The following is a 25,770-nucleotide window of genomic DNA, read 5'->3' as shown; positions in this document are numbered from 1 at the left end:
ATTAGCGGTCCACATCTGACATAACAAAATCGATACTGCCCAGATAAACAATCAGGTCAGACACCAGGCTGCCGCGGATCGCCGCCGGAATTTGCTGCAAATGCGCAAAGCTCGGGGTACGAACACGGGTGCGGTAACTCATGGTGCTGCCGTCGCTGGTCAGGTAGTAACTGTTGATCCCTTTGGTCGCCTCAATCATCTGGAAAGATTCATTGGCAGGCATCACCGGACCCCACGACACTTGCAGGAAGTGGGTGATCAGGGTTTCGATATGTTGCAGCGTGCGCTCTTTCGGCGGCGGCGTGGTCAGCGGGTGATCCGCTTTGAACGGGCCTTCCGGCATGTTGTTGAGGCACTGCTCAAGAATGCGCAGACTCTGGCGCAGCTCTTCCACTTTAAGCATTACGCGGGTGTAGCAGTCAGAAACGCCACCACCCACCGGGATTTCAAAGTCGAAGTTTTCATAGCCAGAATAAGGACGCGCCTTACGCACGTCGAAGTCGATCCCGGTAGCACGCAGGCCCGCGCCAGTGGTGCCCCACTCCAGCGCCTCTTTCGCGCCATAGGCGGCAACGCCCTGGGAACGACCTTTCAGAATGGTGTTTTGCAGCGCCGCTTTCTCGTAAGACGCCAGACGTTTCGGCATCCAGTCGAGGAACTCACGCAGCAGGCGATCCCAGCCGCGCGGCAGGTCGTGCGCTACGCCGCCAATACGGAACCACGCCGGGTGCATACGGAAACCAGTGATTGCTTCCACCAGATCGTAAATTTTCTGACGATCGGTAAAGGCGAAGAACACTGGCGTCATTGCGCCGACGTCCTGAATAAAGGTCGAGATATACAGCAGGTGACTGTTGATGCGGAACAGTTCGGAGAGCATAACGCGAATGACGTTAACGCGATCCGGCACGGTGATCCCGGCCAGTTTCTCTACCGCCAGCACGTAAGGCATTTCGTTAACGCAGCCGCCGAGGTATTCGATACGGTCAGTATACGGAATGTAGCTGTGCCAGGACTGGCGTTCGCCCATTTTCTCCGCACCACGGTGGTGGTAACCGATGTCTGGTACGCAGTCGACAATCTCTTCGCCATCGAGTTGCAAAACGATACGGAAAGCCCCGTGCGCCGACGGGTGGTTCGGACCGAGGTTGAGGAACATGAAGTCCTCGTTTTCGGTGCCGCGCTTCATCCCCCACTCTTCCGGTTTGAAGGTCAGGGCTTCCATCTCCAGATCCTGTTTGGCTTTGGTCAGCTCAAACGGCGAGAATTCGGTAGCGCGCGCCGGATAATCTTTACGCAGCGGGTGACCTTTCCAGGTTTGCGGCATCATGATGCGTCGCAGGTTCGGGTGACCGTCGAAAGTAATGCCAAACAGATCCCAGGTTTCACGCTCATACCAGTTAGCGTTCGGGAACAGTTTGGTGAAGGTCGGTACGTGCAGGTCGTTTTCTGCCAGCGCCACCTTCAGCATGATGTCGCGGTTACGATCGATAGAAATCAGATGGTAGAAAACGGAAAAATCCGCGGCAGGTAACCCTTCGCGGTGTGTGCGCAGACGTTCGTCCATGCCGTGTAAGTCAAACAGCATGACGTAAGGTTTCGGCAGTTTCTTTAAGAAATCGCCAACTTCCAGTAATTGTTCACGCTTGATCCACACAACGGGAACCCCGGTGCGAGTCGCCTGAACAGTAAAGGCATCCGGCCCAAAACGGTTGCGCAGTTCGCCAATCACCGGATCATCAAGATGATCGCGGGTCTGCCAGGCGGGTTCTTGCGCGGTTAAGTCGGTCATATTGTTCACCATTGCAAATGGTCCGTGGTGACTGTCGGCGCAGTAAGCTTCGCGAAATAGATTTAGGAATAAGCGAAGAAAAATCCCTTTGCCGACAGGCGCAAATTAAATCTCGTCAGGTGTACGCAGGTTAGTTACGGCAATGCGTTCACCGCGCTTGCGTTCGCGCTCTGATTGCATATTGGCGCGATAAACGCCCTGATCGCCAACCACCCAGGAGAGCGGACGACGTTCTTTGCCGATAGATTCCTGCAACAGCATCAGTGCCTGCATGTACGCTTCAGGACGCGGCGGGCAGCCCGGGATATACACATCAACCGGGATGAATTTATCGACGCCCTGCACAACGGAATAAATATCGTACATACCACCAGAGTTGGCACAGGCACCCATTGAGATAACCCATTTTGGTTCCAGCATCTGGTCATACAGACGCTGAATAACCGGTGCCATTTTGGTAAAGCAGGTTCCTGCAACCACCATCAGGTCAGCCTGACGCGGCGAAGCACGCAATACTTCTGCGCCAAAACGCGCCACGTCATGCACCGCGGTAAACGAAGTCACCATCTCAACGTAACAGCAGGAAAGACCGAAGTTATACGGCCAAATTGAGTTTTTACGACCCCAGTTAACCATGTCATTGAGCTTGCCCATAAACACGTTTTTGTTAACTTCTTGCTCCAGAGGGTCGGTTACGATCTCCTGCTTTTGCAGGGGGTAACGGTCGTTCTCACCGTTGGGATCTATGCGGGTGAGCGTATAATCCATCTTAATGCCTCGCGGTTAGCGTTGACGATTAGCGATACTGTTCGTTTCCGGGTTCATACGCTCGCGGCGTGAACGCGCGGGCGTCCAGTCCAGCGCGCCAATACGCACCAGATAAACCAGACCTGCCAGTAACACAAAAATAAAAATTGCAGCTTCCACAAAGCCTACCCAGCCGCTTTCGCGGATAGAGGTTGACCATGCGAACAGATACAGCGCTTCAACGTCGAAGATAACGAAGAACATGGCCACCAGATAAAACTTGGCGGACAGGCGTAAGCGGGCGGAGCCGACCGAGTCGATACCGGATTCAAACGGCACGTTTTTCGACCTCGCGCGTGCGCGACCGCCTAAAAACCAACCGCCTACCAGCATCAGGCAACACAGGCCAATGGCAACGATAAGAAAGATAGCGAATGCCCAGTGATGAGCGATGACTTCAGTGGATGTTGACATACTCATTGCTTACTCATCAAAAGTAGCGCCAGATTCACTGCTCTTCACGGCAGATGGACGCCACATCGATTCATGGGGAGGAATAAAAAAAACCTTACAATCACTGTAGAAATTCTTTTATACAGCTAATTGATGTGGTCTTTTACTCCTTTCTATAACCTTTTGTCAACTTTAACAAAAGTTTCTTCACATTAGTTTACATAATATCAACACCATTAGCATTTAATGCCCTTTCACCCCAGATCCTTGACGACTCCAGGATAATTAGATGTTGTTGAATCGTGTCCGTTGTGAAGCAATGGAAAAAATACGGGTCTATTTTGACAGGAATTTGTGTCGATTCCTCCCCCCAAAAGAGAGTATTTTCTTGATCTGTGACACGCTTTTGTCATTCCATAACAAAAACGCAGCAACAAATTTACGTATTTTTTAACATCATTGTAGCAGGTGATTTTTTTCAGGCGATTATTTGTGCGTTCGGGACGTGAATCTCTGGTGATTGAAAAATGAACAGCTTTGTGCGTTCTGCACTATGCGAGGAAGGATTTTTACTAAAAAAAAGCCGCTGGGGTTTAAAACACCCCCAGCGGCTCGTTTTTTACACTATTGTCTCAGGAATTATCTATCGTCCGTCGATTACTCGATATCCCTTTCAATCAACAATGAATCATCCCCTTCCGGAGCAGACATTGGGCTGTATTGCCACGGATTATGGTAGCTCTCCATCGCCTGATAGATCACCTGGGCCAGCTCATTATTACTGGACGGGTCATAGCACAGCAAATATTCGGTATCAGGTAGCGGCGGTAAGCCATCTACTCCACTCAGCACACGCAGGTCCGGGCTCATCATTTCAACCGGCCTTGCCGTCACGCCAAGACCGGCTTTCACTGCCGCACGAACGGCCGGAAGCGTCGAGGCGACATAAGCCAGTCGCCATGGAATATCTGCTTTATTAAGCGTCGCCAGCACCATATCGCGAAACGGACTTGGATCATCCAGCAATACAAGAGGGATCGGCTCACCTTTTTGCAATACGTATTCCGCTGCGCAGTACCAGTGTGTTGGCGAGGTACGCAGGTTCAATGCCTTAAAGGTAGAAGGACGATGGGTGGTTACCATCAAATCCACTTCCTGGGATTCCAGCATTTCTGCCATATAGGCATTACGTTTAACGCGGACATCCAGCGCTAATTTCGGATAAACCGAACTCACGCGATTTAACAGGAAAGGTAAGATCGTATCGGCAGATTCATCTGAAGCACCGATAGTTAACACGCCCTGAAGATTACTGAACATTAATGATGAGCAGGCCTCATCATTAAAACGCAGGATTTTCCTGGCGTAACCAAGAAGTTGAATGCCATGTTCAGTTAACAGTTTGTTGCGACCGTGACGAGCGAACAGTTCTTTCCCAACGAGTTGTTCCAGACGCTGCATTTGCTGACTTACGGCGGACTGAGTACGACACACAGCGGCAGCTGCGGCAGCAAAAGTGTTCAGATCGGCAACAGCAACAAATGTTCTCAGCAGATCGAGGTCGAGGTTAATTATCGGACGATTTGCACTTATCATATATTATCACTTACTGGCGGCTCATACTGAGCTGGTTAATGCTGTGCACACACAAACAAGCAATTCCATTTGTAATGTGCCTCCCTGGCAGTTTCATCCGGAACCCGGACGAAAGTAAAAATGCATATGAGTTGCACTAAAAAAGCGACTCACATTGTTCCGTTATAATGCCTGAAGTAGATCACAGAATATATCTTCAGGGATCGCATATCTATTAAGTTACTCACTCTTTTCTATTTATGACATGCGCGTGTTTGTATAAATGTAAATGTGAGTCCTTGTTCCACTCTCGTGCAGCATCGCTGGTCATACGCGAACACGTACAAACAGCAATGGTGAGGCGGCATCAAGAGCAGGGATCCGTCATTTATGCGAGCATTTTACCCCAAAAACCTTTTATTTATAAGGGTCATTGCGAATTATCTGATGCAAAGTTATGTTATGTTAGGCAAAGTAATCTTCTATTATTAATAAGCACATCAAAACCTTTTTGAATATTAAATAATAATTAATTAGCATCATCCTCATTCATTAATTCCGCTTAACAATAGTTTCACACCTTGCCCCCATTACGACACCTCGGAAATCATCACGCTGTTAAACTCTCCGTAATGCGGAAATATCATCATCGCGTTTCATTAGTGAATTCTTAAATGAGGCATTTTCACACAATTATCTTACAGATAAAAAAACCAGACTTACAATTAAGAATCAGAACAATTCACTATATAACATTGCATGTAAAGCATATACACCTCATTATTTTGTCATTATTAAGTTATTAACAGCACAATCGAGCCTTCCCCTCTGGCAAAATCTTATTCTGCAGACCTTCAAAACACCGTCCTGGGGGAGTACATTGTTCTAAGCTGACTTCCACGGCAGGGAGTGGCGATAACAGCAAAAAAGGTCAAGATTCATGTCCCCCATTGAAAAATCCAGCAAATTAGAGAATGTCTGTTATGACATCCGTGGTCCGGTGCTGAAAGAAGCAAAACGCCTGGAAGAAGAAGGTAACAAGGTACTGAAACTGAACATCGGCAACCCAGCCCCGTTCGGTTTTGACGCGCCAGATGAAATCCTCGTTGACGTGATACGCAACCTGCCTACCGCTCAAGGGTATTGCGATTCCAAAGGTCTTTACTCCGCGCGTAAAGCCATCATGCAGCACTACCAGGCTCGTGGCATGCGTGATGTTACCGTGGAAGATATTTACATCGGCAATGGTGTATCGGAGCTTATCGTTCAGGCAATGCAGGCATTGCTGAACAGCGGGGACGAAATGTTGGTTCCTGCACCAGATTACCCACTATGGACCGCGGCGGTTTCGCTTTCCAGCGGTAAAGCGGTGCATTATCTTTGCGATGAATCCTCTGACTGGTTCCCGGACCTCGATGATATTCGCGCTAAAATTACGCCTCGTACGCGTGGGATCGTTATTATCAACCCAAATAACCCAACCGGCGCGGTATATTCCAAAGAGCTTTTAATGGAGATTGTGGAGATTGCACGTCAGCATAATCTCATTATCTTCGCCGATGAAATTTATGACAAAATTCTCTACGACGACGCTGAGCATCACTCAATTGCACCGCTGGCACCTGACCTGCTGACCATTACCTTTAACGGACTGTCGAAAACGTACCGCGTTGCAGGCTTCCGTCAGGGGTGGATGGTGTTGAACGGGCCGAAAAAACACGCCAAAGGCTACATCGAAGGTCTGGAAATGCTGGCTTCAATGCGCCTGTGTGCTAACGTTCCTGCGCAACACGCCATTCAGACCGCGCTAGGTGGTTATCAGAGCATCAGTGAATTTATTACCCCTGGCGGTCGTCTTTATGAGCAGCGTAACCGCGCGTGGGAACTGATCAACGATATTCCGGGCGTTTCCTGCGTGAAACCTCGTGGTGCGCTGTATATGTTCCCGAAAATCGACGCCAAACGCTTTAACATTCACGACGATCAGAAAATGGTGCTGGATTTCCTGTTGCAGGAAAAAGTTCTGTTGGTGCAAGGGACGGCATTCAACTGGCCGTGGCCGGATCACTTCCGCATTGTCACGCTACCGCGTGTCGATGATATCGAGCTGTCTTTGAGCAAGTTCGCGCGTTTCCTTTCTGGTTATCATCAGCTGTAATCTTAATTTCACTGCCGGAGATTGCATCCGGCAGCGTTATCCCGCCACAATGACCTGATGATGTCATCATACGTAAGGTCACTATGAAACAGAGCCATTTTTTTGCCCATCTCTCCCGCCTGAAACTCATTAACCGCTGGCCGCTCATGCGCAACGTGCGGACGGAAAATGTGTCCGAACACAGTTTGCAGGTAGCGATGGTCGCCCATGCGCTGGCAGCTATCAAAAATCGAAAATTTGGCGGTAATGTCAACGCCGAACGTATCGCTTTACTGGCGATGTACCACGATGCCTCAGAAGTGCTCACCGGCGATCTCCCTACTCCGGTGAAATACTTCAATTCGCAAATCGCTCAGGAGTACAAGGCTATTGAAAAAATCGCTCAGCAAAAACTGGTCGATATGGTTCCGGAAGAGCTGCGGGATATCTTTGCGCCGTTAATTGACGAGCATGCATATAGCGATGAAGAAAAATCGCTGGTGAAACAGGCAGATGCACTGTGTGCATATCTGAAATGTCTGGAAGAACTCGCGGCCGGAAATAATGAATTCTTGCTGGCAAAAACGCGACTGGAAGCGACGCTTGAAGCGCGTCGCAGCCAGGAGATGGACTACTTCATGGAAATATTTGTTCCCAGCTTCCATCTTTCGCTCGATGAGATTAGCCAGGATTCACCGCTGTAAGCAGCCGGAGTCTGCGTCGCATCAGGCAATAAGCGCCGGATGCGACATCAGGCTCTTGTCAAAACGGAAACAGCATCGGGATCATCACCACACAAACCGCCATCACGATAATGGTGAACGGTACCCCCAACTTCACAAAGTCACTGAAGCTGTAATTTCCCGGACCTAAAACCAGTGTGTTAACAGGTGAAGAAACCGGTGTCATAAAGGCGGCGGATGCTGCCATCGCCACGACCATCGCGAATGGATAAGGCGACACCCCCATCGTTTTGGCAGCAGCCAGCGCAATCGGAGCCATCAACACCGCCGTCGCGGTATTAGAGATAAATAGCCCAATAACCGCCGACAAGACAAACAAACACCCCAGCATCATATGTGGCCCGTAACCACCGCCAATGTCCATCAGCCCTTTCACCGCCAGCGCGACACCTCCCGTTTTCTGTAATGCCACAGCAAACGGCATCATCCCAACGATCAAAATAATGCTCGGCCAGTGAATGGATTTATAGGCGCTTTCAGCATCTATACAGCGGAATTTCCCCATCAGCAGGCAGGCGATGATAGCGGCAACAGGATTAGGAATTTCATCTGTCAGCATTAACGCCACCATTAGCACCAGACAGAAAATGGCATGGGGTGCCTGGCTGTGCGCGGGTGATGCTTCACTCACCTCTTCCGGTAAGTTCAGCGCTACGAAGTCGCGGCCCTGTTTGGCCAGCATACCGATCAGTTTCCAGTTACCCACAACCAGGATGATATCGCCCAGCAGCAGAGGCTCATCCGCCAGCGAACCTTCCAGCGCCACGCCATTGCGCTTTAGCCCCACCACATTCAGTCCGTAGCGGGTACGAAAACCAATTTCGCGCACCGATTTACCAATCAGTTCTGACTCAGGAATTAATGAAATCTCTGCCATGCCCACATCAAGGGCCTGGTCAGAAAAATACTCGCCGCGCAGTACCATCGGCTCCAGCAATTGCTCACTACAAAATTGCCGGAGATCGACATCAGCCGCAGACATATCAATAAGCAAAACGTCACGCGCGCGAAATTCAGAAACCCCATTAACGTTCACGATAACGCGACGAAAACGCCGCCAGCGTTCAACACCGATGACGTTAGCGCCATAACGCTCACGTAATTTGAGATCATCCAGCCGTTGACCAATCATTGGCGATCCGGGGCGAATAGCCAGACGTCGCGCACGCCCGGTCAGTCGATATTCACGGATAAGATCGCGAAAGGTTCGACGCGTCCAGCCTTCGCGCTGCGGGGTCTGGGTATCCCCTTTCAGCATGAAACGCATCACTAACATATACAAAATACCCAGCACCAGCACGACCAGGCCAATAGGTGTTACGCTAAAGAAACTGAAGCCGTGATAGCCTTCACGCAGCAATTCACTGTTGACTACCAGGTTCGGCGGCGTCGCCACCAGCGTCATCATGCCGCTAATCAGCCCGGCAAAACTTAACGGCATCATCAGACGTGACGGCGACGTTTGCATACGCATGGCAACGCTTAACACCACGGGAATAAAGATAGCGACAACGCCGGTTGAACTCATAAACGCGCCAAGCCCCGCGACGGTCAGCATCAACAAAACCAACATTTTGATTTCACTATTGCCCGCAACTTTGACCAGCCATGTTCCCATTACGGTGGCAACACCGGTACGGACCAAACCATCGCCAATAATAAACAAGGCGGCAATCAGGACAACGTTAGGATCAGAAAAGCCGGAAAATACTTCTGGGACTGTCAGCGTTCCGCTTAATGCAAACGCGACAATAACAAACAAAGCGACCGCATCCATACGCACTCTGCCCGTCGCAAACAAGACGATGGCAACGGCCAGTAATGAAAGAACCCAAATCAATTCACCGTTCACAACTTATCCTTGTTAATTGAGGGGGATGACTTGATTCTGCCATAAAAAAGCCCCGACGAGACGGGGCTAAATCATGATCAGGTGTTTCACTGAATAATAACATCGCCATTTGGCTGTTTGGTCACAGTAATTTGCTCCAGACTGTGGAGGACCAAATCGACCTCATTCAGGCGCGGGGTATCTGCCGGAGCGTTAACCGCAATGACATGACAACCCGCCGCCAGGCCAGAAAGCACGCCAGCGGGAGCATCTTCCACCACCACACACTCCTGCGGCGCAAGCCCCAGCAGCTGCGCGCCTAACAGATACGCATCAGGTTCTGGTTTTCCGCGCTTCACTCGCTCAGCGGTTACAAACACCTCTGGTGCGGGAAGCCCAGCTATTTTATGGCGCGCTCGCGCTACCGGCATGGAGCCAGAAGTCACAATGGCCCACGGAATACCTGCTTTATTCAAATGACTGAGTAAGGCGATTGCCCCCGGAAGCGCGGTAATACCTTCGGTTTCCGTGGCCTCGATGTGCTCCAGACGCGTAAACTCGGCGGCAATATCAGCCTCGGATTTGCCCGCCATAAAATGGCGCAGAGAGGTGATCGCCTGTTTACCGTGAATGAAAGCCAGCACCTCTTCCGGCGCTAACCCATGACGTCTGGCCCAGTTGCTCCACGCCCGTTCTACCGCAGGCAGGGAATCCACCAGCGTTCCATCAAGATCAAACAGAAAACCTTTGCACCGCACGCGGGCCTCCTCAGGCATTGATAATTTGATTAATTTCGTTGGCGCTCAAATGGTACTGACGCGGGCAGGCATGCCACACATTAAGCATGCGCTGATATTTTTCCCACATTGGCGTCTGGGCGTTAAAACCGTGAGTTCCGGCGTCAAAATGGGTATAGCGCCCTTCCACATTAACCATAAAGCGGACATAACCGAGGTAACGTGCTTCAGTGGCGGCGTCAAAGCCGAGGAAGGTGACACGACGTTCATCGATGGATTGCTGGTCCTGCAAATTAGACCAGGAAACATGCAACGCATGATACATCTCCATAATGTCGATGATAGTGCGGCAGGTTTCTTCTTTCAGCTCGCCAAACTCGCGATCCAATTCACGCATCTGTAATCCGTAACCACGCTCAATAATTGTTTGCAGGCGACGGTAACGTTCAGCATTTGCCGGATCGAGCATAGTCATCATCTTGTACTGATTAGACAAAATAAGACGTTGCGCGTTGGTCATTTCCATTGTTGACTCCTGTATCACTCTACTACGGTGAAAAAAAAGAAGGCTGAGTATGCCTTCTTTTATATGCGTAATCAGGGGTCAATTACAAATCATCAAGGAAAGTTTTATCCAGTTGTTTGAAGGCGCGCTTAAGCGTGTCAGCTAATGCCTGGTAATCAGGCTTGCCTTCAACGGGTGCCAACACCTGTCCAGACTCCTGCAATTTACCGCGAACTTCATAAAACCAGTTAAGGATTGCAGGGGGTAATGGCGTGACAGAACGCTTGCCCAGCCACCACAATCCCTGCATGGGTAAACTTAAGGCGAACAGGGCAGTGGCAACTGCCGGCCCAAGCTGACCGCCCAGGGCAATCTGCCAGCAGAGAGTAAATACGGCGATCGGCGGCATAAAACGGATCGCATAACGCGTCATCTTGATAACGCGATTTTCGACAAAGACCGGGGCAAGGCGTTTTTCCAGCGGCCACGTCTTTGAGTAATGCTGTCCCCGGCGAAACAAGCTAAAAAAATTAACAGAACGATTATCCGGCGTTGACATGCTTCACCTCAACTTCACATATAAAGATTCAAAAATTTGTGCAAATTCACAACTCAGCGGGACAACGTTCAAAACATTTTGTCTTCCATACCCACTATCAGGTATCCTTTAGCAGCCTGAAGGCCTAAGTAGTACATATTCATTGAGTCGTCAAATTCATATACATTATGCCATTGGCTGAAAATTACGCAAAATGGCATAGACTCAAGATATTTCTTCCATCATGCAAAAAAAATTTGCAGTGCATGATGTTAATCATAAATGTCGGTGTCATCATGCGCTACGCTCTATGGCTCCCTGACGTTTTTTTAGCCACGTATCAATTATAGGTACTTCCATGTCGAGTAAGTTAGTACTGGTTCTGAACTGCGGTAGTTCTTCACTGAAATTTGCCATCATCGATGCAGTAAATGGTGAAGAGTACCTTTCTGGTTTAGCCGAATGTTTCCACCTGCCCGAAGCACGTATCAAATGGAAAATGGACGGCAATAAACAGGAAGCGGCTTTAGGTGCAGGCGCCGCTCACAGCGAAGCGCTCAACTTTATCGTTAATACTATTCTGGCACAAAAACCAGAACTGTCTGCGCAGCTGACTGCTATCGGTCACCGTATCGTACACGGCGGCGAAAAGTATACCAGCTCCGTAGTGATCGATGAGTCTGTTATTCAGGGTATCAAAGATGCAGCTTCTTTTGCACCGCTGCACAACCCGGCTCACCTGATCGGTATCGAAGAAGCTCTGAAATCTTTCCCACAGCTGAAAGACAAAAACGTTGCTGTATTTGACACCGCGTTCCACCAGACTATGCCGGAAGAGTCTTACCTCTACGCCCTGCCTTACAACCTGTACAAAGAGCACGGCATCCGTCGTTACGGCGCGCACGGCACCAGCCACTTCTATGTAACCCAGGAAGCGGCAAAAATGCTGAACAAACCGGTAGAAGAACTGAACATCATCACCTGCCACCTGGGCAACGGTGGTTCCGTTTCTGCTATCCGCAACGGTAAATGCGTTGACACCTCTATGGGCCTGACCCCGCTGGAAGGTCTGGTCATGGGTACCCGTTCTGGTGATATCGATCCGGCGATCATCTTCCACCTGCACGACACCCTGGGCATGAGCGTTGACGCAATCAACAAACTGCTGACCAAAGAGTCTGGCCTGCTGGGTCTGACCGAAGTGACCAGCGACTGCCGCTATGTTGAAGACAACTACGCGACGAAAGAAGACGCGAAGCGCGCAATGGACGTTTACTGCCACCGCCTGGCGAAATACATCGGTGCCTACACTGCGCTGATGGATGGTCGTCTGGACGCTGTTGTATTCACTGGTGGTATCGGTGAAAATGCCGCAATGGTTCGTGAACTGTCTCTGGGCAAACTGGGCGTGCTGGGCTTTGAAGTTGATCATGAACGCAACCTGGCTGCACGTTTCGGCAAATCTGGTTTCATCAACAAAGAAGGTACCCGTCCTGCGGTGGTTATCCCAACCAACGAAGAACTGGTTATCGCGCAAGACGCGAGCCGCCTGACTGCCTGATTTCACACCGCCAGCTCAGCTGGCGGTGCTGTTTTGTAACCCGCCAAATCGGCGGTAACGAAAGAGGATAAACCGTGTCCCGTATTATTATGCTGATCCCTACCGGAACCAGCGTCGGTCTGACCAGCGTCAGCCTTGGCGTGATCCGTGCAATGGAACGCAAAGGCGTTCGTCTGAGCGTTTTCAAACCTATCGCTCAGCCGCGTACCGGTGGCGATGCGCCCGATCAGACTACGACTATCGTGCGTGCGAACTCTTCCACCACGACGGCCGCTGAACCGCTGAAAATGAGCTACGTTGAAGGTCTGCTTTCCAGCAATCAGAAAGATGTGCTGATGGAAGAGATCGTCGCAAACTACCACGCTAACACCAAAGACGCTGAAGTCGTTCTGGTTGAAGGTCTGGTCCCGACACGTAAGCACCAGTTTGCCCAGTCTCTGAACTACGAAATCGCTAAAACGCTGAATGCGGAAATCGTCTTCGTTATGTCTCAGGGCACTGACACCCCGGAACAGCTGAAAGAGCGTATCGAACTGACCCGCAACAGCTTCGGCGGTGCCAAAAACACCAACATCACCGGCGTTATCGTTAACAAACTGAACGCACCGGTTGATGAACAGGGTCGTACTCGCCCGGATCTGTCCGAGATTTTCGACGACTCTTCCAAAGCTAAAGTAAACAATGTTGATCCGGCGAAGCTGCAAGAATCCAGCCCGCTGCCGGTTCTCGGCGCTGTGCCGTGGAGCTTTGACCTGATCGCGACTCGTGCGATCGATATGGCTCGCCACCTGAATGCGACCATCATCAACGAAGGCGACATCAATACTCGCCGCGTTAAATCCGTCACTTTCTGCGCACGCAGCATTCCGCACATGCTGGAGCACTTCCGTGCCGGTTCTCTGCTGGTGACTTCCGCAGACCGTCCTGACGTGCTCGTGGCCGCTTGCCTGGCAGCCATGAACGGCGTAGAAATCGGTGCCCTGCTGCTGACTGGCGGTTACGAAATGGACGCGCGCATTTCTAAACTGTGCGAACGTGCTTTCGCTACCGGCCTGCCGGTATTTATGGTGAACACCAACACCTGGCAGACCTCTCTGAGCCTGCAGAGCTTCAACCTGGAAGTTCCGGTTGACGATCACGAACGTATCGAGAAAGTTCAGGAATACGTTGCTAACTACATCAACGCTGACTGGATCGAATCTCTGACTGCCACTTCTGAGCGCAGCCGTCGTCTGTCTCCGCCTGCGTTCCGTTATCAGCTGACTGAACTTGCGCGCAAAGCGGGCAAACGTATCGTACTGCCGGAAGGTGACGAACCGCGTACCGTTAAAGCAGCCGCTATCTGTGCTGAACGTGGTATCGCAACTTGCGTACTGCTGGGTAATCCGGCAGAGATCAACCGTGTTGCAGCGTCTCAGGGTGTAGAACTGGGTGCAGGGATTGAAATCGTTGATCCAGAAGTGGTTCGCGAAAGCTATGTTGGTCGTCTGGTCGAACTGCGTAAGAACAAAGGCATGACCGAAACCGTTGCCCGCGAACAGCTGGAAGACAACGTGGTGCTCGGTACGCTGATGCTGGAACAGGATGAAGTTGATGGTCTGGTTTCCGGTGCTGTTCACACTACCGCAAACACCATCCGTCCGCCGCTGCAGCTGATCAAAACTGCACCGGGCAGCTCCCTGGTATCTTCCGTGTTCTTCATGCTGCTGCCGGAACAGGTTTACGTTTACGGTGACTGTGCGATCAACCCGGATCCGACCGCTGAACAGCTGGCAGAAATCGCGATTCAGTCCGCTGATTCCGCTGCGGCCTTCGGTATCGAACCGCGCGTTGCTATGCTCTCCTACTCCACCGGTACTTCTGGTGCAGGTAGCGACGTAGAAAAAGTTCGCGAAGCAACTCGTCTGGCGCAGGAAAAACGTCCTGACCTGATGATCGACGGTCCGCTGCAGTACGACGCTGCGGTAATGGCTGACGTTGCGAAATCCAAAGCGCCGAACTCTCCGGTTGCAGGTCGCGCTACCGTGTTCATCTTCCCGGATCTGAACACCGGTAACACCACCTACAAAGCGGTACAGCGTTCTGCCGACCTGATCTCCATCGGGCCGATGCTGCAGGGTATGCGCAAGCCGGTTAACGACCTGTCCCGTGGCGCACTGGTTGACGATATCGTCTACACCATCGCGCTGACTGCGATTCAGTCTGCACAGCAGCAGTAATCTCGTCATCATCCGCAGCTTTGCGCTGCGGATATCTGAACCGGAAATAATCACTATTTCCGGTTTTTTATTCTCTTAATTTGCATTAATCCTTTCTGATTATCTTGCTTAACTGCGCTGCATCAATGAATTGCGCCATCCCACTTTGCATACTTACCACTTTGTTTTGTGCAAGGGAATATTTGCGCTATGTCCGCAATCACTGAATCCAAACCAACAAGAAGATGGGCAATGCCCGATACGTTGGTGATTATCTTTTTTGTTGCTATTTTAACCAGCCTTGCCACCTGGGTAGTTCCGGTGGGGATGTTTGACAGTCAGGAAGTGCAGTATCAGGTTGATGGTCAAACAAAAACACGCAAAGTCGTAGATCCACACTCATTTCGCATTCTGACTAACGAAGCAGGCGAACCTGAGTATCACCGCGTACAGCTGTTCACGACGGGCGATGAACGCCCGGGCCTGATGAACTTCCCGTTTGAAGGATTAACCTCAGGATCGAAATACGGGACAGCCGTTGGCATCATCATGTTTATGCTGGTGATTGGCGGCGCGTTTGGCATTGTGATGCGTACAGGAACCATTGATAACGGTATCCTGGCGCTTATTCGCCATACCCGCGGGAATGAAATTCTCTTTATTCCTGCGCTGTTTATTCTGTTTTCACTTGGCGGCGCGGTATTTGGTATGGGAGAAGAGGCCGTCGCCTTTGCCATTATCATCGCACCGCTAATGGTCCGGCTGGGCTATGACAGTATTACCACCGTCCTGGTGACCTATATTGCCACGCAAATCGGTTTTGCCAGTTCGTGGATGAACCCGTTTTGTGTGGTCGTTGCTCAGGGGATTGCCGGCGTTCCGGTGCTTTCTGGCTCCGGGTTGCGCATCGTGGTGTGGGTTATCGCCACTCTGATTGGCCTGATCTTTACCATGGTGTACGCCTCACGAGTGAAAAAGAATCCTCTTCTGTCACGCGTGCATGAGTCCGACCGCTTCTTTCGTGAAAAGCAGGCTGATGTTGAACAACGTCCGTTTACCTTTGGTGACTGGCTGGTATTGATTGTCCTGACCGCCGTAATGGTCTGGGTGATTTGGGGCGTGATCGTTAATGCCTGGTTTATTCCAGAAATTGCCAGCCAGTTCTTCACCATGGGTCTGGTGATTGGCATCATCGGCGTTGTTTTCCGCCTTAACGGCATGACGGTTAATACCATGGCTTCATCCTTTACCGAAGGGGCGCGAATGATGATCGCCCCTGCCCTGCTGGTGGGTTTCGCCAAAGGGATTTTGCTGCTGGTCGGTAATGGTGAAGCGGGTGATGCCAGCGTGTTAAATACCATCCTCAACAGCATTGCCAATGCCATTAGCGGTCTGGACAACGCGGTCGCGGCCTGGTTTATGTTGCTCTTCCAGGCGGTATTTAATTTCTTCGTGACGTCCGGTTCTGGTCAGGCGGCGTTAACCATGCCGTTACTGGCACCGCTTGGCGATCTGGTCGGTGTTAACCGTCAGGTTACCGTGCTGGCGTTCCAGTTTGGTGATGGCTTCAGTCACATCATTTACCCAACCTCAGCGTCGTTAATGGCAACGCTCGGTGTGTGCAGGGTGGACTTCCGTAACTGGCTGAAGGTGGGCGCGACCCTACTTGGACTGCTGTTTATTATGTCCAGCGTCGTAGTGATCGGCGCTCAGTTGATGGGCTACCACTAAAAATGTTAAGAGCCGCAATTGCGGCTCTTTTTTCATTCTGCCGTTTCAGTCTCTACGGCTTCATTTTTGGCATTGCGCTTCATCCACAACGCTAGCGCTTTCAGCGAGTCTGGAGTGAACTCATCGCAGCGTGCGGTGATTTCTTCCGGCGTCAGCCAGCAAACTTCACTGACTTCATCTTCCTGTAGTGCGAAGGGACCGTGAGAGACGCAGCTGAACAATGCGCCCCAGACACGGCAATTTTTATCTTCGAAATAGAACTGCCCGTGCTCGGCAAAGGGGACACCGGCAATGCCCAACTCTTCTTCCGCTTCGCGACGCGCGGATTCCAGCAGTTGCTCATCGGCCTGGACTACACCGCCTGCGGTCGCATCTAACATGCCGGGTAAAAAGTCTTTTGTCTCGGTACGACGCTGGACCAGAATTTTGCCCATGCCATCATGCACGACGATGTAAGTTGCACGATGACGCAGACACTGTGCCCGCATTTGTTCCCGGCTGGCTTGTGCAATGACTTCGTTCTCTTCATTGACAATATCCACCCATTCAGTACTTGCCAAACGACGCTGTTCCATTATCAGGAAACCTTCTTTTTCTGGCGCTCTTACGGCGCATTTTGAGTTGTGGGTAAATTACGGATTAATCGCGACCTGCGCAATGATACTTTGATCATTGAGTGCGATTACACTAAGTACGTCATTATCCAGCATGCCATAACTCGCCGGATTACCGCCTTTCGGAATACTCACCGAGCCGGGGTTGAAGTGGAAAATCTCCCCCCGCTGTTCTGCCACTGGCAGATGGGTATGACCGTACACCAGCACATCGTTCTGGTTTAAAGCAGGCAGATTTTCCGGGCCAAAAAGATGACCATGCGTCAAAAACAGACGTTGTTTTTCCAGTAATACCTGTTGCCACGGCGCGGTTATCGGGAAATGCAGCAGCATTTGATCCACTTCGCTGTCGCAGTTGCCGCGCACAGCGATAACCTTATGTGCCACTTCATTAAGCCGTTCAGCGACTTTGGCTGGCGCGTAACCCTCCGGTAAAGCATTACGCGGGCCGTGATTCAACACGTCGCCAAGGATCACCAGCCACTGGGCACCGCTTTGGGCAAACAACTCCAGAACACGTTCCGTCGCCGGTAACGACCCATGAATGTCCGATGCAAACATCAGTTTCATCACTCACTCCTCGTCGAAAAAACGTAAGCTATGATACTGGATTCTGTCGTTGCTATCAGCCAGATTGCTTCGCCGAAAGTGCAATAAAACGCTGGACAGACGCTCGCTGCCACTGGAATGTTGCATAATCCACCAGGCGTTCTGGCACCTCATCGCCATGTAGTACCAGGCGGTTAATCATTAGCGCCAGATCAGTATCAGCAATGCACCATTCACCAAATAAATTCGGCTGACCCAGTACTAACAAATGTTCTGCCATCGCGAACAGTTTCTCTGCACTGGCTTTTCCCTCGGCCGTTAGTGGCGCTTTTTTCGCCCCCGCAAAGACAACATCCGTCGGACGCTCTTCGCGGATGGGCATCAGATCGCTGCGCAGCCAGGCCTGAATCTGTCGTGCACGCGCACGATTTTCTAAATCAAGCGGATAAATACGTTCCCAGGTCGGTGGCGCAAATCGATCTTCCAGATACTCCGCAATGGCAGAAGATTCACTCAACTCAAAATCATCGATTTGTAATAACGGCACACGGCGTGTCTGACCGTAACCTTGCCACGTCGGCTGCAAATGTTCACCGCTGTCGAGGTCGATGGTCTTGATATGAAACGACAGGCCTTTTTCCTGCAACGCCACCCAGGCGGATAACACATAAGGGGAGAAAAAGTGGGCATCTGACCAAAGCGTGATAGCGGGTTTACTCATTATGTCCTCGGCAATAAAGGGGGCTGGCTATCAAACTATAGAGCCTTTTTGTCACTGTCACGTGACGAATACTCACGTAAGTCGCCGCGCTTTCTATACTTGTGGTGTTCAGATGATTAAACAACCGGAGCTGCAATGATCGATCTCTATTTCGCCCCGACACCCAATGGTCACAAAATTACGCTGTTTCTCGAAGAAGCAGAGCTGGATTATCGCTTGATTAAGGTAGACCTGGGGAAAGGCGGTCAGTTTCGTCCGGAATTTTTGCGCATTTCGCCCAACAACAAAATTCCGGCAATTGTTGATCATTCTCCTGCCGATGGCGGCGAACCGCTAAGCCTCTTTGAGTCTGGTGCCATTTTGTTGTATCTGGCTGAGAAAACAGGACTCTTTTTGAGTCATGAAACGCGTGAGCGCGCCGCCACATTACAGTGGTTATTCTGGCAGGTAGGCGGACTGGGGCCGATGCTTGGGCAAAATCATCATTTTAATCACGCAGCCCCCCAAACCATTCCTTACGCTATTGAACGTTATCAGGTTGAAACTCAGCGTCTTTACCATGTACTGAACAAGCGGCTGGAAAACTCGCCCTGGCTGGGAGGCGAGAACTACAGCATTGCGGATATTGCCTGCTGGCCGTGGGTTAATGCCTGGACTCGCCAGCGAATTGACCTAGCAATGTATCCGGCAGTCAAGAACTGGCATGAGCGGATCCGTTCGCGCCCTGCCACCGGGCAGGCACTGCTAAAAGCACAACTCGGTGATGAGCGTTCGGATAGTTAACAGAAACAGGTTCTCGTGTATTATTTCATCCTAAGTAAAACAACGGAGAACCTGCAATGGCACAACCTGCCGCTATTATTCGTATAAAGAACCTTCGTTTGCGTACGTTTATCGGAATTAAGGAAGAAGAAATTAACAACCGTCAGGATATTGTTATCAATGTGACGATCCACTACCCCGCCGATAAAGCGCGCACTAGCGAAGATATCAACGATGCGCTGAATTATCGCACCGTAACGAAAAACATTATTCAGCATGTAGAGAATAACCGTTTCTCTTTGCTGGAAAAATTAACTCAGGATGTGCTCGATATCGCACGTGAACATCACTGGGTGACGTATGCTGAAGTGGAGATCGATAAACTGCACGCGCTGCGCTACGCCGATTCGGTATCCATGACCTTAAGCTGGCAGCGTTAATCGCCATATCGGGAGGCTGCATGAACATAGTGATCACCGGAGGGACAGGATTAATTGGTCGCCATTTGATTCCGCGTTTGCTGGAGCTGGGCCATCAAATTACGGTAGTGACGCGTAACCCGCAGAAAGCCAGTTCCGTTCTCGGCCCTCGGGTGACACTATGGCAAGGGCTTGCCGATCAAAGCAACCTCAACGGCGTTGATGCGGTAATCAACCTGGCCGGAGAACCGATTGCTGATAAACGCTGGACTCACGAGCAAAAAGAGCGTCTCTGCCAAAGCCGCTGGAATATCACGCAAAAACTGGTCGATTTGATTAATGCCAGCGACACGCCACCGTCGGTACTCATTTCCGGCTCGGCAACGGGCTATTATGGTGACTTAGGTGAAGTGGTGGTTACCGAAGAGGAACCGCCGCATAACGAATTTACCCATAAACTCTGCGCTCGCTGGGAAGAAATTGCCTGCCGGGCGCAAAGTGACAAAACGCGAGTGTGCCTGCTGCGTACCGGTGTAGTGCTGGCACCGGATGGCGGTATTCTCGGTAAAATGCTGCCGCCGTTTCGTCTTGGCCTGGGCGGGCCGATTGGCTCTGGTCGGCAGTATCTGGCCTGGATTCATATTGATGATATGGTCAACGGTATTCTCTGGCTGCTGGATAACGAGCTGCGCGGGCCATTTAATATGGTTTCGCCCTACCCGGTACGCAATGAACAATTTGCCCATGCGCTCGGTCATGCGCTGCATCGCCCGGCCATTTTGCGCGTCCCCGCGACCGCCATTCGACTGTTAATGGGCGAATCTTCAGTACTGGTATTAGGTGGACAACGCGCGCTGCCTAAACGGCTGGAAGAAGCGGGTTTTGCGTTTCGCTGGTACGATTTAGAAGAGGCGCTGGCGGATGTCGTTCGCTGATGTGGTTTACAGCAAACATCCGCCAGTTAACTCCCGGTGTTACAGGATTAGTGGCTTTGCGCGATAAGATCGTCTGGTGAAAGTCGGGTCACCATCATAACTAACTCTCTGTCTAAACCTCTATCCAGCATCTCCTGAGCAATACGCAGGGCTTCTTCGTGTTTGCCCTGCATTGCGCCTTCTTCACGTAATCTGTCAGCAATGGTCATCAGTTTCTCCTTTTCTTGTGGTGCGCGTTCCGCTATCTCACCAATAAATGCACGAAAACGCTGGGCATCCCCTGTTTGTAATACGTAATTAAACAGGGCTTTTAGCTGTCTGTCATTAGTGTTCCCTGTAACTAGCAGCGAAACAATTTGGTCGACTAATCCCAACAGATCGCGCTGACGAATATGTTTCTGAATTAACTCCAACAGCGCCATTTTGCGGTGTTGCATAATCTCGTCATCCGGCACCACGGTAATATCCACCAACGGAAAAGCCGATGAATATATTTTGCGGGCTATAGCAGGCTCGGCAAATTCATCAAGCCAGCAGAGTGAATAAGGATAAGGACTTCTGCAACCATGATAAAACAGCATCGGGAGCACCAATGGAAGCTCTTTATAGCCCGCATCAAGATGGTTTTGCATTGCCGCAATGGAATAACGCATCATGCGAAAAGCCATTAATTCTTCCGGCTTACTTTGGTGCTCTATCACTACATAAATATAACCCACTCCCTCCTGCGTTTTCACAGACCACAAGAGGTCGGAATAATATTGCCGCAGGTCTTCATCAATAAAACTGTTTGGTTCCAGTTTAAGCGTCGTTAAATCACACAGTTTGCGCAGCGGCGCGGGAAGATGAATATCAATAAAATCCCGCGCGGTGTCTGGATGGCGTAAAAAAGATTTAAATACCGCATCATGCGGCGTGGAAGTTGTCGATATTGTCATGGCGTTCCGTCACCCCTCAAATTTAAGATGACGCGACAATAACCACGATTAACACCCAATGCAGCAGGCAGTTTTTATCTTTGGACAGCGAATTCAGAAGTATTTTTAGCGGACTGTAACTTTTACATTTCAGCGGAAGCTGACTCGCAAATTCCCCATGAAAATACTCCGGCAGCGTTAGCCACCGGAGAGGAAATTATTTCAGCGATCCCTTAAGGAACCGTTGCAGACGAGGGCTTTGCGGGTTGCCAAATAACTGCTCCGGCGCGCCCTCTTCTTCTATTTTCCCCTGATGGAGGAAAATGACATGAGTAGAAACATGGCGAGCAAAGCCCATTTCGTGAGTCACTACCACCATGGTTTTCCCCTCTTCTGCCAGTTGCTGCATAATACGCAACACTTCGCCTACCAGTTCAGGATCGAGCGCCGAGGTAGGTTCATCAAACAGTAAAACTTCCGGTTCCATCGCCAGCGCCCGCGCGATAGAAACACGCTGTTGCTGACCGCCGGAAAGATGCACCGGATATTTCCCCTGCGCACGTTCGTCTATCCCGACTTTTGCCAGATACTTCACCGCCCGCTCGCGCGCTTCCTGCTTGCTCAGGCCCAACACCTGAATCGGCGCTTCCATGACGTTTTCCAGCACCGTCATATGGCTCCAGAGATTGAAGTGCTGGAATACCATCGTCAGGCGTGTGCGCAGTAAGCGCAGTTGATTTTTATCGGCGACTTTGAGTTGACCGTCTTTGTCGCGCACCAGATTGATCGTCTGGCCATTGACCACGATCGACCCTTCACTCGGTTTTTCGAGGAAGTTAATGCAGCGCAGAAAGGTACTTTTCCCCGATCCCGACGATCCGATGATGCTTATTACATCTCCGGCATTCGCTTGCAGTGATACCCCTTTCAGCACTTCATGTTCGCCGTAGCGTTTGTGCAAATCGATAACGTTTAATTTATTCTCGGACATCGTATTCTCAGTGCGTTGAAGAAGGTTTCACATGCTGCAACCAGCGTTTTTCCGCTCTGCGAAAGAGGCTGATCAGGACATAAGAGATGATTAAATAGAGCACCGCGGCAATGCCGAAGGCGGTAAAAGGTTGATACGTGGCGGCGTTAATATCGCGGGCTATTTTCAGCAGATCCGGCACCGTGGCAGTAAATGCCAACGCAGTAGAGTGCAGCATCAGGATCACTTCGTTGCTGTATGCCGGTAACGCAATACGCAGCGCAGAAGGCAAAATAATGCAGCGATACATTTTAAAAGTCGAGAAGCCATAGGCTCTGGCGGCTTCAATTTCCCCATGCGGAACCGAACGGATTGCCCCAGCAAAAATCTCGGTAGTGTAAGCGCAGGTGTTAAGCGTCAGCGCCAGCACGGTACAGTTCAGGCCACTGCGGAAGAAAGCGTTAAGGAATTCGGTTCCCTTAACAATCTCAAGCGTGTACATGCCGGAATAGAACACCAGCAACTGAACATACAGCGGCGTACCGCGAAAAATATAGGTAAATAACCAGATTGGAAACTGGATGTATTTATTACTGGAGACACGACCAATCGCCAGAAACAGCGCCAGGACTCCGCCTATCACTACCGACAAAATAAGCAGCCACAGAGTGATCGCCACACCAGTAAAGCGATAACCGTCGGTCCACAGCAGCGGTTTCCAGTATTCATGTAAGATTTCGATCACAGGTCAGCCCTCTTCACACCCACGGAGTAGCGGCGCTCAAGGAACAGCAGCACACCATTGGAAACAGTGGTGAAAACCAGGTAAATCACGCCACAGACGATGGCGAAATAGAACGGTTCCCAGGTACTTTTGCCTGCCAGTTGGGTGGCTTTGACCACATCTTCCAGGCCGAGTAACGAAACCAGTGCGGTAGATTTGAGGATCACCTGCCAGTTGTTGCCAATGCCTGGCAGGGCGTAACGCATCATCGACGGAAACATGATCCGCCGAAACACTTGCCCACGAGTAAAACCGAACGCCGTCGCCGCCTCTATATGTCCTTTCGGCACTGCCATAAAAGCACCACGGAACGTTTCGGTAAAATAAGCACCGTAGATAAAACCGAGAGTGATAATACCAGCGACCATCGGATCGATATCAATCTGCCCGACGCCCATCGCCTCCGTCACCGTGTTTAGCGCAATCTGCAAACCGTAGAAAATCAGCAGCATCAACACTAAGTCCGGCACGCCACGAATCAGCGTGGTGTACCCTTCGAAAATCAGCCCCGAAAGCCGATTTTGCGAGAGCTTACCGCCAGCGCCAATTAAACCGATGATTACAGCGAGCACTACAGAGCTGATAGCCAGCTCCAGCGTGACGAGCGCACCCTGTAAAATAACACCTGAAAACCCATACAACATGCTGCCTGTCCTGTCGTGTGTGGTGAATTACCGCCTCTTGTCTCCCTCCGGTTACCCGAAGGGAGCGGGCTTTCTTTCACCGATGGCGATTAGCCACCATAAACATCAAAATCGAAGTACTTTTTCGCTAATTTCTCGTAAGTACCGTCAGCGCGCATTTCGGCAAAGGCTTTGTTCAGTGCTTCGCGCAGTTCGTTATCTTCTTTACGCAGGCCCATGCCGGTCCCTACGCCAAACAGTTTTTCATCTTTAACAGACGGGCCACCGAATTTGTAATCTTTACCGACAGGTTGTTTGAGGAAACCTTCGCTGGCAGCGACCTCATCCTGGAACGCGGCATCAATACGTCCGGCAGTCAGGTCAGAATAAATGTTGTCCTGCCCCTGATACGAGACGATTTCAATGCCTTTTGGTGCCCAATGTTCATTACCGAACGTCTCCTGGGTGGTGCCCTGCAATACGCCTACCCGTTTGCCTTTCAGCGACTCGACTGTCGGCTGAATGTCAGAATTTTTCGCCACCACCAAACGAGAATCGGCAGCGTACAGTTTGTCGGTGAAGGCTATTTCTTGCTGACGTTTTTCCGTAATGGAAAGCGATGACATGATGGCGTCAATCTTCTTCGCTTTTAAGGACGGGATTAACGCATCCAGCGGATTTTCGACAAACGTACATTGCGTATTGATGCGTTTGCATAATTCCTTTGCCAGATCGATATCGAAGCCAACCAGTTCGCCTTGTGAATTTTTTGATTCAAATGGCGCATAGGTCGGGTCGGTACCGATGCGGATGTTTTGCGGAATCGCAGCAAACGCCGCAGTTGCGCTGGAGAAGGCCAGAACCAGAGAGAGCGATAGCACCAGTTTTTTCATAATGTCCTCAACTGACAGTCTTTTTATAGGGAATATTTACAGGTTTGTTACACTTATCGTGCCATAAAATTGACCATCAAGGCAAAATATCCCGCCCCGTTAGACGTATTATTTTTCATTAAAAATGCTTAAGTATGCATTTCAATGCACCACGATAGTGCAACAAACCTGGCGTGCACCATGATGATCATTCCATCAGGTACAGCTTCCCAGCGACGTATCAGTCACCGTAGACATTAAAGTCGAAATACTTTTTCGCCATCTTGTCGTAGGTGCCGTCCTGACGCAGCTCGCCAAGCGCCTTATTGAAGGCAGCCGTCAGTTCAGCATCATCTTTACGTAGCCCTACACCGGTGCCATCACCGAAGTATTTTTTGTCTTTTACTGATGAGCCAGCAAAGGCGAAATCTTTACCAGCAGGTTGCTTGAGGAATCCTTCGCTGGCAGCAACTTCATCTTGTAACGCAGCATCCAGACGTCCTGCAGCCAGATCGGAATAGACCAAATCCTGGTTGGCATAGGCCACCACATCCACGCCTTTACTACGCCAGGTCTCGTTAGCGTAAGCTTCCTGGGTTGATCCCTGCAGCACACCAACATGTTTACCTTTCAGTGAATCCAGCGTTGGCTGAATCGGTGAACCTTTGGCCGCAATCAAACGAGAATCTGCGGCGTACAGCTTGTCGGAGAAGGCAATCTCCTGCTGACGTTTATCGGTAATGGAAAGCGACGAAATAATAGCGTCGATTTTTTTCGCTTTCAGTGAGGGGATCAGCGCGTCAAAGTCACTGGCAACCCAGGTACATTTCACCTGCATCCGTTTGCACATCTCGTTACCGAGATCGATATCAAAGCCAACAAAATCACCTTTAGCATCTTTCGATGAGAACGGTGCGTAGGTGGTATCGGTTCCGATACGTACCGTCTCCGGTAGCGCCGCATAGCTGGAAGCCGCTGTGGAGAGACCGACTAACAAAGACAGAGCGAGAATCGACTTCTTCATACATAACCCTCAAGTGAAAATGGCTTTTTTAT

25 protein-coding genes are annotated in these 25,770 nt (G+C 50.6%); 8 read left to right on the top strand and 17 right to left on the bottom strand.

Going from position 1 to position 25,770, the window contains the following annotated elements:
• Position 1: 1 nt before the first annotated feature.
• From nuoC to lrhA, 4 genes are all read right to left on the bottom strand, one after another.
• Positions 2-1,804 carry an NADH-quinone oxidoreductase subunit C/D gene (gene nuoC, locus K0778_RS09780; protein ID WP_000247879.1) on the bottom strand — a complete coding sequence of 601 codons (1,803 nt, stop codon included), beginning with the start codon at positions 1,802-1,804 and terminating at the stop codon, positions 2-4.
• A gap of 93 nt (positions 1,805-1,897) precedes the next feature.
• Entirely contained in the window at positions 1,898-2,560 is a 663-nt protein-coding gene (gene nuoB, locus K0778_RS09775; RefSeq protein WP_000386733.1) for an NADH-quinone oxidoreductase subunit NuoB, read from the bottom strand.
• Positions 2,561-2,575: 15 nt separating this feature from the next.
• Positions 2,576-3,019, bottom strand: coding sequence for an NADH-quinone oxidoreductase subunit NuoA (gene nuoA, locus K0778_RS09770; RefSeq protein WP_000062997.1), 444 nt, complete (start codon positions 3,017-3,019; stop codon positions 2,576-2,578).
• A gap of 630 nt (positions 3,020-3,649) precedes the next feature.
• A complete protein-coding gene (gene lrhA / locus K0778_RS09765; RefSeq protein WP_000622290.1) occupies positions 3,650-4,588 on the bottom strand; it encodes a transcriptional regulator LrhA in 939 nt (312 codons plus the stop codon).
• A gap of 919 nt (positions 4,589-5,507) precedes the next feature.
• Between lrhA and alaA the strand changes: the two genes are divergently transcribed.
• Positions 5,508-6,725, top strand: coding sequence for an alanine transaminase AlaA (gene alaA / locus K0778_RS09760; RefSeq protein ID WP_000074527.1), 1,218 nt, complete (start codon positions 5,508-5,510; stop codon positions 6,723-6,725).
• 83 nt (positions 6,726-6,808) lie between these two features.
• Positions 6,809-7,408, top strand: coding sequence for a 5'-deoxynucleotidase (gene yfbR, locus K0778_RS09755; protein WP_000813859.1), 600 nt, complete (start codon positions 6,809-6,811; stop codon positions 7,406-7,408).
• Between the two features lie 58 nt (positions 7,409-7,466).
• On the opposite strand, the gene K0778_RS09750 is transcribed toward yfbR, so the two are convergent.
• From K0778_RS09750 to yfbV, 4 genes are all read right to left on the bottom strand, one after another.
• Positions 7,467-9,299 carry an SLC13 family permease gene (locus tag K0778_RS09750; RefSeq protein WP_001012899.1) on the bottom strand — a complete coding sequence of 611 codons (1,833 nt, stop codon included), beginning with the start codon at positions 9,297-9,299 and terminating at the stop codon, positions 7,467-7,469.
• A gap of 86 nt (positions 9,300-9,385) precedes the next feature.
• Positions 9,386-10,036, bottom strand: a complete 651-nt coding sequence (gene hxpA, locus K0778_RS09745; RefSeq protein ID WP_001203392.1) for a hexitol phosphatase HxpA — start codon at positions 10,034-10,036, stop codon at positions 9,386-9,388.
• Between the two features lie 10 nt (positions 10,037-10,046).
• A complete protein-coding gene (locus K0778_RS09740) occupies positions 10,047-10,541 on the bottom strand; it encodes a YfbU family protein (RefSeq protein WP_000426124.1) in 495 nt (164 codons plus the stop codon).
• Between the two features lie 82 nt (positions 10,542-10,623).
• Positions 10,624-11,079 carry a terminus macrodomain insulation protein YfbV gene (yfbV, locus tag K0778_RS09735; RefSeq protein ID WP_000106627.1) on the bottom strand — a complete coding sequence of 152 codons (456 nt, stop codon included), beginning with the start codon at positions 11,077-11,079 and terminating at the stop codon, positions 10,624-10,626.
• 337 nt (positions 11,080-11,416) lie between these two features.
• Here yfbV and ackA point away from each other — a divergent pair, with 337 nt between their 5' ends.
• From ackA to yfcC, 3 genes are all read left to right on the top strand, one after another.
• Entirely contained in the window at positions 11,417-12,619 is a 1,203-nt protein-coding gene (ackA, locus tag K0778_RS09730; RefSeq protein WP_000095707.1) for an acetate kinase, read from the top strand.
• A gap of 74 nt (positions 12,620-12,693) precedes the next feature.
• On the top strand, positions 12,694-14,838 hold the full coding sequence (gene pta / locus K0778_RS09725; RefSeq protein ID WP_000086722.1) for a phosphate acetyltransferase: 2,145 nt from the start codon (positions 12,694-12,696) through the stop codon (positions 14,836-14,838).
• Between the two features lie 189 nt (positions 14,839-15,027).
• A complete protein-coding gene (gene yfcC / locus K0778_RS09720; RefSeq protein ID WP_001274493.1) occupies positions 15,028-16,548 on the top strand; it encodes a putative basic amino acid antiporter YfcC in 1,521 nt (506 codons plus the stop codon).
• Positions 16,549-16,580: 32 nt separating this feature from the next.
• On the opposite strand, the gene yfcD is transcribed toward yfcC, so the two are convergent.
• From yfcD to yfcF, 3 genes are read right to left on the bottom strand one after another with little or no spacing between them, the layout of a single operon-like run.
• Positions 16,581-17,123, bottom strand: coding sequence for an NUDIX hydrolase YfcD (gene yfcD / locus K0778_RS09715; protein ID WP_000437935.1), 543 nt, complete (start codon positions 17,121-17,123; stop codon positions 16,581-16,583).
• A 57-nt stretch (positions 17,124-17,180) separates the two neighbouring features.
• On the bottom strand, positions 17,181-17,732 hold the full coding sequence (yfcE, locus tag K0778_RS09710) for a phosphodiesterase (protein ID WP_000772452.1): 552 nt from the start codon (positions 17,730-17,732) through the stop codon (positions 17,181-17,183).
• A 55-nt stretch (positions 17,733-17,787) separates the two neighbouring features.
• Entirely contained in the window at positions 17,788-18,432 is a 645-nt protein-coding gene (gene yfcF / locus K0778_RS09705) for a glutathione transferase (RefSeq protein WP_000042442.1), read from the bottom strand.
• 135 nt (positions 18,433-18,567) lie between these two features.
• On the opposite strand from yfcF, the gene yfcG reads away from it, so the two are divergent.
• Genes yfcG through K0778_RS09690 form a run of 3 tightly spaced genes read left to right on the top strand, consistent with a single transcriptional unit; the run spans position 18,568 to position 20,548 of the window.
• Positions 18,568-19,215 (top strand): GSH-dependent disulfide bond oxidoreductase, encoded by a 648-nt coding sequence (yfcG, locus tag K0778_RS09700; protein WP_000566471.1) that lies wholly within the window; start codon positions 18,568-18,570, stop codon positions 19,213-19,215.
• Between the two features lie 56 nt (positions 19,216-19,271).
• A complete protein-coding gene (gene folX / locus K0778_RS09695; RefSeq protein WP_000068457.1) occupies positions 19,272-19,634 on the top strand; it encodes a dihydroneopterin triphosphate 2'-epimerase in 363 nt (120 codons plus the stop codon).
• 20 nt (positions 19,635-19,654) lie between these two features.
• Positions 19,655-20,548, top strand: a complete 894-nt coding sequence (locus K0778_RS09690; RefSeq protein WP_001028341.1) for a TIGR01777 family oxidoreductase — start codon at positions 19,655-19,657, stop codon at positions 20,546-20,548.
• Positions 20,549-20,595: 47 nt separating this feature from the next.
• Here the strand turns inward: K0778_RS09690 and rpnB are convergent, their stop codons facing one another.
• The 6 genes from rpnB to argT all read right to left on the bottom strand — a co-directional run bounded on the left by rpnB (position 20,596) and on the right by argT (position 25,738).
• Entirely contained in the window at positions 20,596-21,486 is an 891-nt protein-coding gene (gene rpnB / locus K0778_RS09685; RefSeq protein WP_000156149.1) for a recombination-promoting nuclease RpnB, read from the bottom strand.
• 196 nt (positions 21,487-21,682) lie between these two features.
• The gene (gene hisP / locus K0778_RS09680) at positions 21,683-22,456 is read right to left on the bottom strand and encodes a histidine ABC transporter ATP-binding protein HisP (protein WP_001293613.1); all 774 of its coding nucleotides are present in this window, start codon (positions 22,454-22,456) and stop codon (positions 21,683-21,685) included.
• 7 nt (positions 22,457-22,463) lie between these two features.
• Positions 22,464-23,180 (bottom strand): ABC transporter permease, encoded by a 717-nt coding sequence (locus tag K0778_RS09675; RefSeq protein WP_000569958.1) that lies wholly within the window; start codon positions 23,178-23,180, stop codon positions 22,464-22,466.
• Positions 23,177-23,863 carry a histidine ABC transporter permease HisQ gene (gene hisQ, locus K0778_RS09670; RefSeq protein ID WP_000965522.1) on the bottom strand — a complete coding sequence of 229 codons (687 nt, stop codon included), beginning with the start codon at positions 23,861-23,863 and terminating at the stop codon, positions 23,177-23,179. The genes K0778_RS09675 and hisQ overlap by 4 nt, the downstream gene beginning before the upstream one ends.
• Positions 23,864-23,952: 89 nt before the next feature.
• Complete coding sequence (gene hisJ, locus K0778_RS09665) at positions 23,953-24,735, bottom strand: histidine ABC transporter substrate-binding protein HisJ (RefSeq protein ID WP_000737621.1); 783 nt, start codon at positions 24,733-24,735, stop codon at positions 23,953-23,955.
• A 220-nt stretch (positions 24,736-24,955) separates the two neighbouring features.
• Positions 24,956-25,738 (bottom strand): lysine/arginine/ornithine ABC transporter substrate-binding protein ArgT, encoded by a 783-nt coding sequence (gene argT, locus K0778_RS09660; protein WP_000748271.1) that lies wholly within the window; start codon positions 25,736-25,738, stop codon positions 24,956-24,958.
• Positions 25,739-25,770 lie beyond the last annotated feature (32 nt).

Source organism: Escherichia sp. XD33, assembly GCF_019375075.1.
GTDB classification, from domain to species: domain Bacteria; phylum Pseudomonadota; class Gammaproteobacteria; order Enterobacterales; family Enterobacteriaceae; genus Enterobacter; species Enterobacter flexneri_A.
Note: the sequence above shows the minus strand (reverse complement) of the source record. Positions and strands in the feature narration are given on the sequence as shown.